The organism is Streptomyces sp. NPDC048353 (genome assembly GCF_055587165.1).
On the sequence record NZ_JBVJGU010000005.1, the window covers coordinates 132404 to 148720 of the forward strand.

Here is a 16317-nt window from a genome sequence, read left to right on the forward strand (position 1 = left end):
TGACGTGCGGCGATCGCGTGAGAATGACGTTCGGATCCTGCCGGTGGCATGCGACCTCGCCCCCCGCCCACCGGGCCTGCCCTTAGACTCCTTCAGTGACAGGCCGCGGCCCGAGAGGCAAGATGGGGCCGGCCAGCCGCCGGGCAAGGTGCAGTGGGTCAGGGAGGAAGCGTCGTCGTGAGCAGCAGGCCATCCCGAGGCGCTGCTCGCCTCGCAGCCATACTTGACGCCCTCCCCGACGGCCTCGTGCTCGTCAACTGCAACGGCACGGTCGTCAACGCCAACACCATCGCCCTCGGCATGTTCGAGACCCCCGGCACCGCGCTCGTCGGGCGCGGGCTGCTCGATCTTCTGCCCGGCTTCGACTCCCGGCTGATCCCCGGCTCCATGCGGCTGCCCGAGGGCACCGACGAGCGGGGCCGCACCAAGCCGACCCGGATGATCGCCCGCCGGACCGACGGCAGCGAGTTCGCCGTCGAGGTGACCAGCGCCAGCCTCGAGGACGGGCGCGAGGCCTACGACTCGTACAGCGGGTACACCGGCGACGAGCTGCTCATGCTCGTCGTCCGCGACCTCACCGGCACCCTCGACACCGAGGCCGAACTGGCCCGCTCGCAGCGCCAGACCGAGATGATCCTGCGCGCCGCAGCCGAGGGCGTGGTCGGCACGGACACCGACGGACGGGTCGTCCTCGTCAACCCCGCCGCCGCACAGATCCTCGGCTTCCGCGCCAGCGACCTCGGCGGCAAGGAGCTGCACCCGCTGATCCTGCACTCCCGGCCGGACGGCGAGCCGTTCCCGTACGAGGAGTCGCCGCTCGCCGACACGCTCAAGTCCGGGCGCAAGCACCGGGTCCGCGGGCAGGTGCTGTGGGCGAAGAACGGTTCGCGGGTGCCCGTCGACCTGACCACCGCGCCGGTGCGCGACGGCGACCAGCTCGTCGGCGCCGTCATGACCTTCACCGACCGCCGGCCGTACGAACAGCTCGTCGAGAAGAACACCGCCGAACTCGCCGCCCTCACCGAGCGCCACGCCGCCGAACTGGAGCAGCGGAAGGAGCGGTACGAGGCCGAGCTGGCCGAGCGGGAGGAGCGCCACGAGGCGCTGGCCGCCCGGCACGAGCAGCTGACGGCCGTCCTCGGCGAGTCGCTGCGCGGGCCCCTGGAGGAGCTGCGCACCGAACTCTCCACCCTCGCCGCCGATGACGCCGGCCAGCTGTGGCCTGAGGCCAACCAGCTGCTGCACCACCTGGCCGCCGGGTACGCGCGGATGACCACGCTCGTCGACAACGTCCTCGGCTACCAGCGGCTCGACGCCGGGACGGAGGCGCTGGACAAGAGCGTCGTGCCGCTCGACTCGGCCGTGAGCGCCGGGGTCGACGGGGCCGTGGAACTCATCGGGCCGGGCCGCGTGCAGTTCGCGGTGCACGCGCCGCCGATCGAGGCGGAGGTGGACGCGGGACGCCTCGCGACCGCGCTCGCGCACCTCGTCGCGGACGTGGCCGGGGTCGACTCGACCGGCAAGGCCCGGGTCGTCCCGGGGGCCGGCTACGCCGACTCGACGATCGTGGTGGCGGCCGCGCAGCGCGGCGATGTCGTACGGATCGAGGTGCGCGGCCCGTACGCCGGCGGCGACCCGGTCCACCAGCCCATCGTGCGCGGGATCGTGGCGGCGCATGGCGGTGTGGTGCAGACGCACGAGGTGCCCGGGACGAGCGGCAGCGCGTACGTCCTCGAGGTGCCGCTCGGCGCCGGGAAGGGGACGGTCGCCTCGCCGCCCGCCCCCCGGACCCCGGCCCAGAGTCAAGGGCAGGGGCAGATCTCGGCTCAGGGTCAGATCTCGGCTCAGGGGCAGGCCCCGGCTCACGGGCGGCCGGAGCTGCAGCCCGCCCAGGGGACCGCCCCGGGGCACGCGGGGCAGGCGGCCTCCGGGCAGCGGCCCCAGGCGGGGCAGCTCGCGCTGCCCGCGCAGGCTTCCGAGACCCAGGGCGGCGGCCGTCGGCGCGCCCGGCGGGCGTCCACCGACGCCTTCCTCGACAGTTCGGTCGCTCCTGAGGACGCTCCCGGCCCGACGGGGCGCCGCCGCGGCCGTACGGAGACGGCGGCGCCGGCCGGGGCCCCCGCCGGTTCCGTCACGGGATCTCCCGCCGACCTGATCCCGGCCCAGAACGCGGGGACGGCACCGGGCACCGCCCCGCACGCCGGCCCGAACTCCGCGCCGGGCTCGGCCGGTGAGGTCTCCGGGCCCACCGGCCGGCGGCGCGGCCGGCCCGCCGAGGGCTCCGTGGTGACCGCGGCCGAGAGCGCACAGGGCCGTGCCGCGCTCGGGGACACCGTGCCCCCGCAGGGCGTCCCGGTGGAGGCTTCCGCCGCCGCCTCCTCCGCTCCCGCCCTGGCCCGGGCCCTGCCCGCCGTGGCGAGCCCGGAGGAGGCCGCCTCGGCGCAGCCCACCGGACGTCGGCGGCGCGCGCTCGCGGCCGCACAGGAGCGGGCGGCGGCGGCCGAGGCCGGACCGCGCACCCCGTTCGCGCTGCCCCCGGCGGACGCCGACCCGGACACGGACCTGGACGCGGGCACGGACCTGGACGCGGGCCCGGGCCCCGGCCCCGGCGCGGGCATGGGTACGGACGCGAGCACCGGTAGGGGTGTCGGTACGGGCGTCGGTACGAGCACCGGCACAGGCATCGGCACGGGCGTCGGTACGGGCCAGGAGGTCCAGGCCCAGCCGGGGCCCGTGGCGGCCCCGGCCCCCCTCCTCGTGAGCGACGAGGGGCAGCACGACGCTGCACGGTCCGCCGCCCCGGACGGTGATTCCACGTCCCCGCAGGTCCACCCGCACGCGCAGCCCCAGCCGCACCCGCCCGTCGAGCCCACCGGCCGGCGCCGGGCGGCCGCCCCCGCCCCGGAGGCCCCGGCCGGGACCCTGGGCGCCCCGGACGCCTCGCACTCCCCGGCCTCCCCGGTCTCCTCGGTCCCGCTGCAGGAGGCCGGTCCCGAGACCGGCTCCGTACCGCTGCCGGCGGCCCAGCCGTTGCCCGCCGAGGCACCGGCACCGCAGGACGCGGCGCCGGGCGAACCGGCCGCGAAGGACCGGTCCCTGGGCGGGCGGGCGTTCAGCGTCCGGACGCTCGGTCAGGGCGTCCCCTTCGCCCAGCAGATCGCGGCCCAGCAACTGGCCGCCCAGCAGGCCGCGCCGAACCAGACCACCACCACCGGTACCGGCACCAGCCCCGGCACGGGCGCAGGGGCGGGGACCAACGGCGCGAACGGCACGAACGGTTCCAACGGCTCGGGGCGGCGGCGCAAGCTCGCCACACCGCCCGACGGCGACCGGCCGACGCCGGCCCCGGCAGGCGGCGCCGCCGCGGGCCCCGCCGCCGCCTCGGAGACGGGGGCCAGGCCGCACCCGCAGCCCGCCGTTCCCGCGCCGAAGCGCGCCCCCGCCGCCCCCGAGGGCCGCGCGTACGCCATAGGGGCGCCCGCCGCGGGCTCCGCCGAGGGCCCCGAGCCGCTGGACGGCCCCGGCGGCGCGGTCGAGGTCGCGAACAGGCCGCTGCCGCAGCCCGTCGACGACGAGCTGCCCCCGGAGCCGCTCGACAACCCGCGCCGGCTGCTGGTCTGGCCCGCGCCGGACGTCGCCACGCAGCAGGCGCTCAGCGACCGCGGCTACCGCCCGGTGATCGTCCACTCCCGCGAGGAGGTCGACGCCCAGATCGCCGCCTTCCCGGCCGCGCTCTTCGTCGACCCGCTGACCGGCCCGATCACCCGCACCGCCCTGCAGTCGCTGCGCCGGGCCGCCGTCGCCGCCGAGGTGCCGGTCCTGCTCGCCGCCGGGCTCGGCCAGGCGACCCGGGAAGCGGCCTACGGCGCCGACCCCGCCGTACTCCTGAAGGCGCTGGCGCCCCGCGACAGCGAGCAGCACCCGTCCCGCGTCCTGCTCATCGAGGAGCACGAGGAGATCGCGGTGGCGCTCGCCGCGACCCTGGAGCGGCGCGGGATGCAGGTGGCGCGGGCCGCGACCGACACCGAGGCGGTCGCACTGGCCACCCAGACGCGGCCGAACCTCGTGGTGATGGACCTGATGCAGGTCCGCCGCCGCCGGGCCGGGATCATCGACTGGCTGCGCGCGAACGGCCAGTTGAACCACACCCCGCTCGTCGTCTACACCTCCGCCGGACTCGACGAGGCGGAGCTGCCGAAGCTGGCGTCCGGCGAGACGGTGCTCTTCCTGGCCGAACGGTCCACGAGCAACGAGGTACAGGCCCGGATCGTGGATTTGCTGGCGAAGATAGGGACGAACTAGGCGCCCTCCCGTACCGGCATACGGAACGGGAGAACGGGCGGTGGGGAGGAGGCCGAAGCCTCCTCCCCACCCCCCCCCCCCCGGCCCGCCGGGCGCCGGGGGGGGGGGGCCGGCGCCCCCCGGCCCGGGCCGGGGGGCGGGGGGGGGGGGGGGGGCGCCCGCCCCCCCCCCCCCCCCCCCCCCCCCCCCGCCCGCCGTCCGGCCGGTCGGCCGTCCTTCCGGACTACAGCTGTGTCACGTCCAGCTCGCCCTCCGCGTACTGCTTGCGGATCACCTTCTTGTCGAACTTGCCCACGCTCGTCTTCGGCACGGCCGGCACGATCGCCCAGCGCTCCGGGAGCTGCCACTTGGCGACCGATTCCGCGAGGAACGCCCTGAGGGAGGCGTAGTCGGCCGTCGAACCCTCCTTGAGGACGACGGTCGCGAGCGGGCGCTCGCCCCACTTCTCGTCCGGCACGGCGACGACGGCGGCCTCGGCGACCTCCGGGTGCGCCATGATCGCGTTCTCCAGCTCGACGCTGGAGATCCACTCGCCGCCGGACTTGATGACGTCCTTGGCGCGGTCGGTGAGCGTGAGGTAGCCGTCGGGGCTGATCACGCCGACGTCGCCGGTCTTCAGCCAGCCGTCCTCACTGAACTTGTCCGCCGGGCGAATCGCCTCACCGTCGATCCCGCCGAAGTACGAGCCCGCGATCCAGGTGCCGCGGACCTCCAGCTCACCGGCCGACTCGCCGTCCCAGGGCAGGTGTTCGCCGGCGGGGCCGACGAGACGGGCCTCCACACCGGCCGGGAACCGGCCCTGGGTGACGCGGTACGGCCACGCCTCCTCCTCGGAGAGCCCGGCCGGCGGGTGCGCCATGGTGCCGAGCGGGGAGGTCTCGGTCATGCCCCAGGCGTGACAGAGACGGACGCCGAGCTTGTCGTACGCCTCCATGAGCGAGGGCGGGCAGGCCGCGCCGCCGATGGTGACCTGGCGCATGGAGGAGAGGTCGCGCGGGTGGGCGGTGACCTCGGCGAGCAGGCCCTGCCAGATGGTGGGGACGGCGGCGGCATGGCTCGGCTTCTCACGCTCGATCATGTCGGCGAGCGGGGCCGGCTGGAGGAACCGGTCCGGCATGAGCATGTTGATGCCGGTCATGAAGGTGGCGTGCGGCAGGCCCCAGGCGTTGACGTGGAACTGCGGGACGACGACGAGCGTCGTGTCCTTGTCCGTGAGCCCCATCGACTCGGCCATGTTCACCTGCATCGAGTGCAGGTAGATGGAGCGGTGGGAGTAGACGACACCCTTGGGGTCGCCGGTGGTGCCGGAGGTGTAGCACATGGCCGCGGCGGAGCGCTCGTCCAGCTCGGGCCAGTCGAAGGTGGTGGGGCGGCCGGCGATCAGCTCGTCGTAGTCGTGCACGCGGGGCGCCACGCCGTCGAGGACGGAACGGTCGCCGGGGCCCGACACCACGATGTGCTCGATGGTCGGCAGGTGGGGCAGCAGCGGCGCCAGGAGGGGCAACAGCGAGCCGTTCACGAGCACCACGCGGTCGGCGGCGTGGTTGACGATCCACACGAGCTGCTCGGGGGGAAGCCGCAGGTTGAGGGTGTGCAGGACCGCGCCCATGGAGGGGATCGCGAAGTACGCCTCGACGTGCTCGGCGTTGTTCCACATCAGCGTCGCGACCCGCTGGTCGCCGGTGACTCCGAGCTCGTCCCGCAGGGCGTTGGCCAGCTGGGTCGCGCGTGCCCCCGTCTCCGCGAAGGTGCGGCGCTGCGGCTCGGGCTCACCGGTCCAGGTGGTGATCAGAGACTTTCCGTGGATCGTCATCCCGTGCTTGAGGATGCGGGTCACGGTCAGCTGTACGTCCTGCATGGTGCTCAGCACGGCGTCCTCCCGGTGGGCGCTACGTGGCAGTAAGGGTGTGAGGATTCTGCTCACATACCACTCGGTATGTCACTACCCGGGAGTAGGGAAATTGCCAGCGATCGCTGGCGCCGGTCCGCCGGCAGGCTTCGTACCTGCGGTAACCCGTGAGGGTTTCACCGTACGGGGGACAGCTCCGGGTCCTCGCGGAGCTTGCCGAGGGCCCGGGACACCGCGCTCTTCACCGTGCCGACGGAGACGCCCAGCACCTCGGCCGTCTGCGCCTCGCTCAGGTCCTCGTAGTACCGCAGGACCACCATCGCCCGCTGACGGTCGGGAAGCTTCATCACCGCACGCCACATCGCGTCGTGCAGGACCTGCCGCTCGGCCGGGTCCGGCTCGGGCAGCCCGACCGGCTCCGGCAGCTCGTCGCAGGCGAACTCGTCGACCTTGCGCTTGCGCCACTGCGACGTACGGGTGTTCAGCAGCGCGCGGCGGACGTAACCGTCCAGGGCGCGGTGGTCCTCTATCCGCTCCCAGGCGACGAAGGTCTTGGCCAGCGCGGTCTGCAGCAGGTCCTCGGCGTCCGACGGGTTCGCGGTCAGCGAGCGGGCGGTGCGCAGCAGTACGGGGCCACGGGCCCGTACGTACGAGGAGAAGGACGGGTAGCCGATGGTCACGGCGGCCCCCCGGGCGGCCGTGGAGGCGCCGGCGCAGACGGGGCCAGAAGGTGGCGGAGTCATGACTCCACGCTAGGAGCGGGGAGCTGCCGGGGGATCGGCCCCAGGTCGCGAACCGCACTCCGCCTCAGGTTGTAGGGGTGGGGACAGCTGGACCTCCTGAAGGTGGAGCCCGTGCCCTGCCCGAGTAAGGGTCGGGGAGGAGGCGGGGCGGGACCCCGGGGCTGGGGAGAGGCCGGACAGGGGCCGGGGAGGGGGCGGGGTGGGCGGCTGGATCAGGGGCGGAGCCGGGGCCGGGGCCCCGGGAGTCAGGGGAGGATCTCGGCGACGGGGGCGTCGACCGCGTTGCGGTCGATCGCCATCCGGCTGCCGCCGTACGACTCCGTGACGTTGCCCGCGTACTGGTGGATCCGTCCGTACTCCCGCCAGGCCGTCGACGGCAGCAGGGGCTCCGTGTACAGCGCCGGTGCGCCGCTCCAGCGGGCGAACCACAGCACCGCCGGCAGGTCCGGGGTCCCGGCCTTCCGCTCCTGTTCCAGGTGGCGGATGCCGCTGTCGACACTGCTGTAGAAGCCGGGCAGATAGCCGAGGCGGCGGACCTCGCGGTTCCAGGCCCGGACGAAGAGGAGGGTCGTGTCGGCACAGGCCAGGTCGGTGATCTTGTACGCCTCCATGTCGAGGTAGAGCGGGCTGGACGGCCCGATGCCCAGCGCGCGGGCCGCCCTGACCGCGTCCGCCCCCTCGACGGTGCCCTGGGTCCACGGCGTACGGCCGATGGGGACGTCCTTCTTGTGCTCGGCGAAGACGCACGGAGCCTGCGAGCCGACGAAGAGCGGCAGCAGCCGCCAGCCGAGCGCGTGCACCTCGGAGACCCACGCGGGGGTGAGGTGCTGCTGGGTGAGACAGCCGCGGCCGCGGCCGCCGAAGTAGATGCCGAGAGCGCGGTACGGCGAGGCGCGCCAGGCCTTCATCACCGCGAGGGAGGGCGCCTCGCAGGTGTCGAAGGCCTTGCCCACGAAGGTGCTGAGCGCGGCGCGGCCGGGGGCCACGGCTCCGGGGGCGGCCGGGGCTGCTCCCGGCGCGCCCGGCGCCGCCGGGGCTTCCGGGGCCGTCACGGAGGCGTTCGCCGGGGGCGCCGTGCCGTTCCTCGTGGGGTTCTTCGCGGGGGTCGTCGCCGGGGCGGCGAGCACGGCCGCGGTGAGCGCGGCCACCACGGCCGGGACCAGCGCGCGCGCCCGCACGGCCCGGTGGTGAGGCCCCGTCACGTCCTGAGAGCAGTCCATGGGGCGAGTGAAGAGCCACCCGCCCCGGGCGGCCACCGCTCAGGCCGCCCCCTCAGCCGTCCGTGCCCAGGATCAACCCGGATGTGGGAACCCCGGTGCCCGCCGTGACCAGCGTCCTGGCCGCGCCAGGCACCTGGTTCACGGAGGTACCGCGGACCTGCCGTACCGCCTCCGCGATGCCGTTCATGCCGTGCAGGTACGCCTCCCCGAGCTGCCCGCCGTGGGTGTTCAGCGGCAGCGCGTCCGCCGCCACGAAGTCCGCCGCCTCGCCCGGCCCGCAGAAACCGAACTCCTCCAACTGCATCAGGACGAACGGCGTGAAGTGGTCGTAGAGGATCCCGACATCGATGTCGTCCGGAGCGAGCCCGGAGGTCCGCCACAGCTGCCGGGCCACCACCCCCATCTCCGGCAGCCCGGTCAGATCGTCGCGGTAGAAGCTGGTCATCGCCTCCTGGCGGCGGCCCGCGCCCTGGGCGGCGGCGAGGACCAGCGCGGGGGGACGGCGCAGACCGCGGGCCCGTTCGGCGGAGGTGACGACGATCGCCTGGCCGCCGTCGGTCTCCTGGCAGCAGTCGAGGAGGCGGAGGGGTTCCACGATCCAGCGGGAGGCGGCGTGGTCGGCGAGGGTGATCGGCTTCCCGTGGAAATAGGCGGCCGGGTTGCGGGCGGCGTGCCGTCGACCGGTGACGGCGACATGGCCGAAGGCCTCCGGCGTCAGCCCGTACGCGTGCAGGTACCGCTGGGCGGTCATCGCGACCCACGAGGCCGGGGTGAGCAGCCCGAAGGGGAGCTGCCAGCCGAGCGCGGCGCCCTCGGCGGAGGGCTCCCGCCGCTGGACTCCGGAGCCGAAGCGGCGGCCCGAGCGTTCGTTGAACGCGCGGTAGCAGACGACGACTTCGGCGACACCGGTGGCGACGGCGAGGGCGGCCTGCTGGACGGTGGCGCAGGCGGCCCCGCCGCCGTAGTGGACGCGGGAGAAGAAGGACAGCTCGCCGATGCCGGCCGCCTGGGCGACGGTGATCTCCGGGCTGGTGTCCATGGTGAAGGTGACCATGCCGTCGACGTCCGCCGGGGAGAGCCCGGCGTCGTCGAGTGCCGCGTGCACGGCCTCGACGGCGAGCTTCAGCTCGCTGCGGCCGGAGTCCTTGGAGAACTCGGTCGCCCCGATCCCGGCGATGGCGGCGCGGCCCCCGAGGGTGTCGGCCCGGCGGACGCTCATACCGCCCCTCCGGACGAGGAGGACGGTGCGGAGGGGGACGGGCCGGAGGAGGACGGGCCGGAGGAGGACGGACCGGAGGAGGACGGACCGGAGGAGGACGGACCGGAGGAGGACGGACCGGAGGGGACCTCGGCCACGGTCAGGGTCACGGTGCCGGTGACGTGGTGACCGATGCCGTTGGCGCCGGTCACCCGCACCCGGGCTGTGGCGCCGTCGACCTCCGTGACCGTGCCGGTCAGCGTCATCGTGTCGCCGGGATAGTTGGGGGCGCCCAGCCGGATGGCCACCTTCCGGAGGACGCAGCCGGGTCCGAAGTGGTCGGTGATGTACCGCCCGACCAGGCCGTTGGTGGTCAGGATGTTCATGAAGACGTCCGGGGAGCCCTTCTCCCGCGCCAGCTCGGCGTCGTGGTGCACGTCCTGGTAGTCGCGCGAGGCGACCGCCCCGGCGACGATCAGCGTGCGGGTGATCGGGATCTCCAGCGGAGGCAGTTCGTCCCCTGCCCTCATGTCGGGTCTCCGTTCGCGAGGAGGTCGCCGAGCTCGGCGAGGAGTTCGGTACCGCAGCCGAGGTACGCGTCGAGCTGCCTGCCCCACAGGAAGTGCCGGTGGACCGGGTGGTCGAGATCGGCCCCCATGCCCCCGTGCAGGTGCTGCCCCGCGTGCACGACCCGCTTCCCCGCCTCCGACGCCCACCAGGCCGCCGTCAGCGCCTGCTCCGCCGCCGACTGCCTGTGGTGTCGGCCCTGGTCGTGGCCGTGGTCGTGGAGCCAGGCCGCCTCGTAGGCGGTGACCCGGATCGCCTCGGTGTCCATGTGGGCGTCGGCGGCCCGCAGCTGTACCGCCTGGCGGGTGGCGAGGGGCCGCCCGAACTGTTCCCGTACGGAGGTGTACGCCACCGCCCGGGCCAGCGACCCCGCGCAGACCCCGGCCTGCAGCCCCGCGAAGGCGATCCGGGCCATGGTCAGCACGTCGTCGTAGGCGGACGGCGGGCCAGGGGGTGCGGAGCTTGAGGCGGGGGCTCGGCCCGAGGGGTCGCCGAGGCGTTCGGCGCGGGCGCCGTCCAGGACGAGACGGCCCGCGGCCCAGGGGGCGGTGAGGTCGACGGGCGTCACGGTCACCTCGGCCGTACGCCTCCCCTCGGCCGCCTCACCGGTCGCACAGACCACACCTGTCCCACCGGCCCCACTCACCACACCGACCCCATCGGTCGCACTGGCCCTGCTCACTCCACCAACTCCACCGGTCGCTTCGGTGACGGGAACCAGCCAGAGCGTGTGCTCCCCGTCCGGTACGAGGACGTGCGTCGCGTCCCGCAGCCAGGGGACCCAGCCCACCTCGCCGGACAGGCGCCCGTCCGGGCCGGCGCGTACGGCACCGGTGGCGGGAAAGGCCCCGGTCACCACCGTCGTACCGTCCCTGAGGCCGGGCAGCAGGCGGGCGCGCTGTTCGTCCGTACCGTGGCGGGCGACGGCGAGGAGTCCGTACACGCAGCTCGCCGTGAACGGCGTCTGGGCGGTCGTCCGCCCCTGTTCCTCGGCCAGCAGCACGAGGCCGAGGAGCCCGGTCTCCTCGACCGCCTCCGGCAGCCCGGCCGCGCACAGCGCCTTCCACAGCTCGGCGTCCGAGCCCGTACCGGCGGCGGCGAGCCGTTCGTGCGTGGCGAGGTCGCCGAAGATCCGCGCCGCGAGCCCGGCGGCCGCCGCCTGCTCCTCCGTGGGGGTGAAGTCCATGTCAGCCCTCGCCTTCCGCCGTCGCCCGGAAGACCGGAAGCTCCAGCTCCGCGTCCACCCGCAGGAACTCCAGGCGGACCGGCATCCCGATCCGGACCTTGTCGTAGGGCACGCCGATGACGTTGCTGACGATCCGGACGCCCTCGGCGAGTTCGACGAGCCCGACGGCGTAGGGCGGGTCGAAGGCGGGGAACGGCGGGTGGTGCATGACGACGTACGAGTAGACGGTCCCGGCTCCGCCCGCCCGGACGGTGTCCCACTCCTGCGAGCCGCAGGCGTGGCAGCCGGGCAGCCAGGGGAACCGCAGGACCGCGCACGCCGTGCAGCGCTGGATGAGCAGCCGGTGCGCGGCGACGCCCTCCCAGAAGCCGGCGTTGTCCCGGTTGACCACCGGCCGCGGCCGCCGCGCGGGGGCGGCGGCCGAGGATTCCGTACGGGGAGTCGGGGGGTTCGGGCGGTTCGCACGGCTCCGGGGGGCGTATTTCAGGATGCGGAAGCGGTGGGTGCCGGCGAGTTCGCCGCGGGTACGGACGTCCATGCGGGTCGTCACGAAGTAGCCGGTGCCGAGCGTGGTGGTCTTGCGCTCCGACACCGCCTCGATGACGGCGTCGAAGGTGATCGGGTCGCCGGGCCGGAGCGGGCGCAGGTACTCCTGCTCGCAGTCGGTGGCGACGACGGAGGTGTATCCGGCGCCGTCGAGGAGGGCGAGCAGCTCGTCGTACGCCTCGGAGCGGTCGGTGTGCCCGGAGAGGCCGCCCATCGTCCACGCCTGGAGCATGGTGGGCGGCGCGACGGCGTCCGGTCCGCGGTACGCCGGGCTGGTGTCGCCCATGGCCTCGCACCAGTGCCTGATCATCGGCTCGTTGACGGGGTCCTTGCCGACGCCGGCGGAGGCGGCGACCCGCCCTTCGTACGCCGCGAGCCGCGCACTCAGGTCGGGGAGACCGTCCTCGGGGCCCGTGCTCATCGGTGACCGCCTCCCCCGCGGGTCCGTCCCATGCCGAGCCGCATCGTGGCGACGATCTCGCGCTGCACCTCGCTGACGCCCCCTCCGAAGGTGTTGATCTGCGCGGCCCGGTTCATCCGCTCCAGCTCGCCGCCGTCGCACGATCCGGGGGATCCCGCCCTGACCAGGCCCGGGGCGCCCGCGATCTCCTGGCAGACGCGGTAGACCTCGACCGCCGATTCGGTGCCGGCGACCTTCACTCCGCTCGCGTCCCCCGGGGCGAGCCGCCCGGCGCCCACGTCGGCCACGAGGCGCCAGTTGAGCAGGCGGGTGGCCGCCAGCCGGGCGTGCGCCTCGGCCGCGCGGATCCGTACCCACGGCTCGTCGACGCGCCGCCGTCCGGTCGCGGGGTCGGGGACGCGGGCCCGGCGGAGCGCGGCGGCGAAGAAGTCCTCGGCCTGCATGCCGATCGCGGCGAGGGCGACGCGTTCGTGGTTGAGCTGGTTGGTGATCAGGCTCCAGCCGGCGTTCTCCTCCCCGACGAGGTTCCCGGCGGGCACGCGGATGCCGTCGTAGTACGTCGCCGTCGTCGTCAGCCCGCCGACCGTCTCGATCGGGGTCCAGGAGAAGCCGGGGGCGTCCGTCGGGACGAGGACGATGGAGATGCCCCGGTGTTTCGGCGCCTCGGGGTCGGTGCGGCAGGCGAGCCAGATCCAGTCGGCGTTCTGGGCGTTCGAGGTGAAGACCTTCTGGCCGTCGATCCGCCAGGAGTCCCCGTCCCGTACCGCGCGGGTCCGCAGGGCGGCCAGGTCGGTGCCCGCCTCGGGCTCGCTGTAGCCGATGGCGAAGACGACGTCGCCGCGGAGGATCGCGGGCAGGAAGGCGGCCTTCTGCTCCTGGGTCCCGTACTTCATGAGGGTCGGACCGACGGTGTTCAGGGTGACCATGGAGACGGGGGCGCCGGCCCGGTACGCCTCGTCGAAGAAGACGAACTGCTCGTCGGGGCCGCGGCCCTGCCCGCCGTACTCCTCGGGCCAGCCGATCCCCAGCATGCCGTCGGCGCCCATGCGGCGCAGCAGCGTCCGCTGGGCGGCGGTGTCGGTGGCGGGCGGGGGGCCGTCGGGCATCACGGCGCGGAAGTACGCGCGGAGTTCGGCGCGCAGCCGCAGCTGCCGCTCGGTCGGGGCGAGGTGCACGGCGACGGACCTCCCGGGTCAGCGACGAGGTTTCTGACTGTCCGTCAGATAAGCGACCCCTGTCAAGGTCACCGGCGGAATGGGCCTCGGGAGGCCCCCGGGGGCCGGGCGCTCTACCGCTGGAACAGACCGCTGCCCACGTCGGAGGGGACCTTCTCGCGGACGGGCCGGCTGTCCGGCCCGGGGAGCCGGGTGCCGGGGACGGGAACGGTCTCGACGCGCCGCAGCAGCACCACCCCGTCCTGGCGCAGGACGGGGTGGTAGCCGTGGTCCAGGAGGAGGGCGACGCGCCGGCGCTGTTCGTCGATCGTGGCGAAGGGGAAGGTGCGTTCGTCGACGCGGAGGAGCACCCAGTCCGCGCCGCGCGGGGTGGCGTCGACGAGGACCACGTCCGTGCGGGCGGAGAGCCGCGGGACGACGGTGTTGTCCGCCTCCACGGTCGCGCCGTCGGGGATGCGCTCGGCGGCCACGGCCAGGGCGCGCTTGTCGGGGCGGGGCTGCCAGGAACCGGGGTTGACGAGGAGACCGAGCCCGAGGGCGACGGCCGCGGCCGAGCTGAGGACGACCGCGGCGCCCGCCGACCACCGTACGAGCGGGCGGCGGCGGGGGCCTTGGCGGTGGAGGCGGGCGAGGGTCTCCAGGGCCGCCGTGACGAGGATCGGCCACAGGAAGGCGTCGTAGTGGTTGATCACCGGCCAGTGGTTCGGGTTGTCGGACAGCATCCGTTCGGCCAGCAGCGGCACGGCGAGCAGGAAGGTGGGCGAGCCGGCCGGGAGGAGGGCCAGGGTGCCGAGGATCCAGGCCAGCATGGCGATCTTCATGACCGGGGTGACGGCGACCTGGAGGACCAGCCAGGGTTCGGTCAGGACGTGCGCCAGTGCGGCACCGGGGTCGGCGCCGAGACGGCCGTAGGACCAGTAGTAGCCGGGCGGGCTGCCCATGGCGGGCAGGAACCAGACGATGACGAGGGCGGAGAGGGCCGGCCCGGCGAAGGCGAGCGCGGCCCCCACGGCGCGCCCGGCGCGGTCGCCGGCGCGGTGGGCCCGTACCGCCAGGAGGAGGCCGAACGCCCCCGCCACCAGGCCCATGTCCTCCTTGGTCAGGCACAGCACGACCGCCCACAGGGCCGCGGCGCCGTAGCGGCGGGCCAGGCCGCGCTCCAGCATGAGGAGCGTGACGGGGACCGCGAAGGCGACCTCGTGGAAGCCGGTGTACGAGGAGTTCAGCAGCGGCCACCCCAACCCGTACACGAGCCCGCCGAGATCGGCCGCCCGCCGCACCACGCCGGGGGCGGCCCCGGCGAAGCAGTGCCGGGCGATCCGCCGGACGACCGGCACCCCGGCGGCGAAGAGCGCGGCCTCGGCGACGATGAGCGTCCGCGGGTCGTCCCACAGCCAGTAGAGGGGCGCGAGCAGCGCCAGGAGCGGGGTGAAGTGGTCGCCGAGGAGGGAGAAGTCGGGCGGGAACTCGTGGTGCACGTTCTTGATCGGCGACCGGGGCAGCTCGAAGTGCGCGTAGGCGCGTACGGCCTGGTCGAATATCCCGAGATCGAACCCGGTCACCCGCAGCGCCGTCCACGACTGCAGCCCGAGCCCGCAGCACACCACGAAACACAACAGAACCGACGCGACCCCCCGCCGCCGCCCCCGGACGGGCACGGCGACCCCGCCGGGTCCCTCCCCCACCCCCCGCTGTCGCGGCACCCGCAGCCCCGCCAACCCCACACGACTCCCCATGCGCGGGACCCTACTGTGCCCTCCCCGAACCCGGCCTTGGAGCACCCGCGGCCCGTGGGGAGGGCCTGCCACCGAATCGGCGGGCGCGCTACGCCGACCTCGCGCTCGATCCCGGCCCGGCTCACGTGTCAGTCGACCCGTCCCCGCTGCTCTTCGTCCGTGATCGTCTCCCACGTCGGCAGGGGCGTCGTCCCGGTCGCGGTCGTGATCCGACGTACCTCGCACCCCATGAGACGAACGGCAGCGAAGAGACGCTGTCGGACCAGGCCGTGGTGTTCGGGTGGGAAGGCGATCCGGATCTGGTGAGGGTGGGAAGCGTCGTAAGTGAGCAGCCAGTCGGTGTCGACGGTCGCGAAGTGGTCCTGCCCCGAATCGTCGCGCTCAGAGCGCCATGAGCCCCGGTCGGCGGTAGGGGCCAGGGCCTCGCGCAGGATCCGCAGGCGCTCGGGATGGGAGAGCGAGCCCTCGGACAGGCGCAGACACCTGTGGGTGCGGCTGCGAAAGGCGTTGAACCACGGCGCCAGGCCCGGTTCCATGTCTCCGAGCACGCCGGAACTGAGACGTCCGGCGGTCCAGCCCTTGATGAACTCGGCCGCGCCCACGGAGTGCGTCTCGTACCGGCCCTCACTGCTCCACACCACGACAGGCCATTCCTCGGGGGCACGTTGGGTGAGCCAGCACAGCCGGTCGGCGTCCATGGTGGTGCCCCAGATCAGCAGCCCGCCCGGAGCCGGGTGCAGCGGGTACGGGTAGCGCTCGCTGTCCCACCCGGGAGATGCCGAGAGGCGGGCGCTCTGCCATGTGATGCCGTTGTGCCGCCTGGTGCCGAAGGGCGTCCGAAGGTAGAGGACGTCACAGAACTCGCCCCAGCCATAGGTTTCGACGAGCCGTTTGTAGTCGTCGGGCAGCCGGGTGCCGATCCCTGCCTCTACGGCGGCCCAGTCACCGGTGGCATCCACGGGTCCGGCCGGCGGGGGTACGAGCGGGATGAGCCCGCTGCTGTCAGGGGCGGTGACCTTCGGATCGGGCATGAAGGCAGCGTAGCCAGCAGCCGGCCGCGTGAGCCGGGAGATCACCACCGGAGAGAAGACCTGCTGATGAGCGGTCATGGCCGTGCCCCACGCATGCCCGATCCAGCGGGAGCGGACGGCCAACTACGGTGCGGGACGGGCAGCGGGCGCGAGACCGGCCCCCGACCGTTTCTCTGGTCAGGGGCCGTTTCACGTGGCGGTGGGTGTGGGATTTGAACCCACGGTGACATCGCTGCCACGACGGTTTTCAAGACCTTTCGCCGATCAAGGCGGGTGATGGCTCCGCCGCAGGTCAGCGGCGCGCGGGGACACCGGTGGAGCCTTCGCCATCGTCGTCGCGCCC

11 protein-coding genes are annotated in these 16317 nt (G+C 74.2%); 1 reads left to right on the top strand and 10 read right to left on the bottom strand.

Annotated elements, in window-relative coordinates; all coding sequences use genetic code 11:
* The first annotated feature begins 177 nt into the window (after positions 1–177).
* Positions 178–4302: a PAS domain-containing protein gene (locus tag ACZ6RC_RS19260; protein ID WP_469584670.1), complete on the top strand. Its 4125-nt coding sequence runs from the start codon at positions 178–180 to the stop codon at positions 4300–4302.
* A gap of 223 nt (positions 4303–4525) precedes the next feature.
* Here the strand turns inward: ACZ6RC_RS19260 and ACZ6RC_RS19265 are convergent, their stop codons facing one another.
* The 10 genes from ACZ6RC_RS19265 to ACZ6RC_RS19310 all read right to left on the bottom strand — a co-directional run bounded on the left by ACZ6RC_RS19265 (position 4526) and on the right by ACZ6RC_RS19310 (position 15974).
* On the bottom strand, positions 4526–6172 hold the full coding sequence (locus ACZ6RC_RS19265; RefSeq protein WP_453616194.1) for a long-chain fatty acid--CoA ligase: 1647 nt from the start codon (positions 6170–6172) through the stop codon (positions 4526–4528).
* Between the two features lie 155 nt (positions 6173–6327).
* Entirely contained in the window at positions 6328–6894 is a 567-nt protein-coding gene (locus ACZ6RC_RS19270) for a SigE family RNA polymerase sigma factor (RefSeq protein WP_391139845.1), read from the bottom strand.
* A 245-nt stretch (positions 6895–7139) separates the two neighbouring features.
* The gene (locus tag ACZ6RC_RS19275; RefSeq protein ID WP_469584675.1) at positions 7140–8114 is read right to left on the bottom strand and encodes a DUF1906 domain-containing protein; all 975 of its coding nucleotides are present in this window, start codon (positions 8112–8114) and stop codon (positions 7140–7142) included.
* Between the two features lie 52 nt (positions 8115–8166).
* Positions 8167–9333 carry a lipid-transfer protein gene (locus ACZ6RC_RS19280; RefSeq protein ID WP_469584677.1) on the bottom strand — a complete coding sequence of 389 codons (1167 nt, stop codon included), beginning with the start codon at positions 9331–9333 and terminating at the stop codon, positions 8167–8169.
* The gene (locus ACZ6RC_RS19285; RefSeq protein WP_469584680.1) at positions 9330–9842 is read right to left on the bottom strand and encodes a MaoC family dehydratase; all 513 of its coding nucleotides are present in this window, start codon (positions 9840–9842) and stop codon (positions 9330–9332) included. The genes ACZ6RC_RS19280 and ACZ6RC_RS19285 overlap by 4 nt, the downstream gene beginning before the upstream one ends.
* On the bottom strand, positions 9839–11065 hold the full coding sequence (locus tag ACZ6RC_RS19290; protein ID WP_469584682.1) for an acyl-CoA dehydrogenase family protein: 1227 nt from the start codon (positions 11063–11065) through the stop codon (positions 9839–9841). Before ACZ6RC_RS19290 ends, ACZ6RC_RS19285 begins: the two co-directional genes overlap by 4 nt.
* 1 nt (position 11066) lies before the next feature.
* A complete protein-coding gene (locus tag ACZ6RC_RS19295) occupies positions 11067–12032 on the bottom strand; it encodes a bifunctional MaoC family dehydratase N-terminal/OB-fold nucleic acid binding domain-containing protein (protein WP_469584685.1) in 966 nt (321 codons plus the stop codon).
* Complete coding sequence (locus ACZ6RC_RS19300) at positions 12029–13207, bottom strand: acyl-CoA dehydrogenase family protein (RefSeq protein ID WP_469584688.1); 1179 nt, start codon at positions 13205–13207, stop codon at positions 12029–12031. The genes ACZ6RC_RS19295 and ACZ6RC_RS19300 overlap by 4 nt, the downstream gene beginning before the upstream one ends.
* 113 nt (positions 13208–13320) lie before the next feature.
* On the bottom strand, positions 13321–14769 hold the full coding sequence (locus ACZ6RC_RS19305; RefSeq protein WP_469584690.1) for a DUF2079 domain-containing protein: 1449 nt from the start codon (positions 14767–14769) through the stop codon (positions 13321–13323).
* A 302-nt stretch (positions 14770–15071) separates the two neighbouring features.
* Entirely contained in the window at positions 15072–15974 is a 903-nt protein-coding gene (locus tag ACZ6RC_RS19310; protein ID WP_469584693.1) for an SMI1/KNR4 family protein, read from the bottom strand.
* Between the last annotated feature and the right edge of the window lie 343 nt (positions 15975–16317).

What these genes read in the sequence shown, in the direction of transcription:
- ACZ6RC_RS19280 (WP_469584677.1), bottom strand. Translation starts at nt 9,333, where the DNA reads ATGAGCGTCCGCCGGGCCGACACCCTCGGGGGCCGCGCCGCCATCGCC.
- ACZ6RC_RS19275 (WP_469584675.1), bottom strand. Translation starts at nt 8,114, where the DNA reads ATGGACTGCTCTCAGGACGTGACGGGGCCTCACCACCGGGCCGTGCGG.
- ACZ6RC_RS19295 (WP_469584685.1), bottom strand. Translation starts at nt 12,032, where the DNA reads ATGAGCACGGGCCCCGAGGACGGTCTCCCCGACCTGAGTGCGCGGCTC.
- ACZ6RC_RS19290 (WP_469584682.1), bottom strand. Translation starts at nt 11,065, where the DNA reads ATGGACTTCACCCCCACGGAGGAGCAGGCGGCGGCCGCCGGGCTCGCG.
- ACZ6RC_RS19310 (WP_469584693.1), bottom strand. Translation starts at nt 15,974, where the DNA reads ATGCCCGATCCGAAGGTCACCGCCCCTGACAGCAGCGGGCTCATCCCG.
- ACZ6RC_RS19270 (WP_391139845.1), bottom strand. Translation starts at nt 6,894, where the DNA reads ATGACTCCGCCACCTTCTGGCCCCGTCTGCGCCGGCGCCTCCACGGCC.
- ACZ6RC_RS19285 (WP_469584680.1), bottom strand. Translation starts at nt 9,842, where the DNA reads ATGAGGGCAGGGGACGAACTGCCTCCGCTGGAGATCCCGATCACCCGC.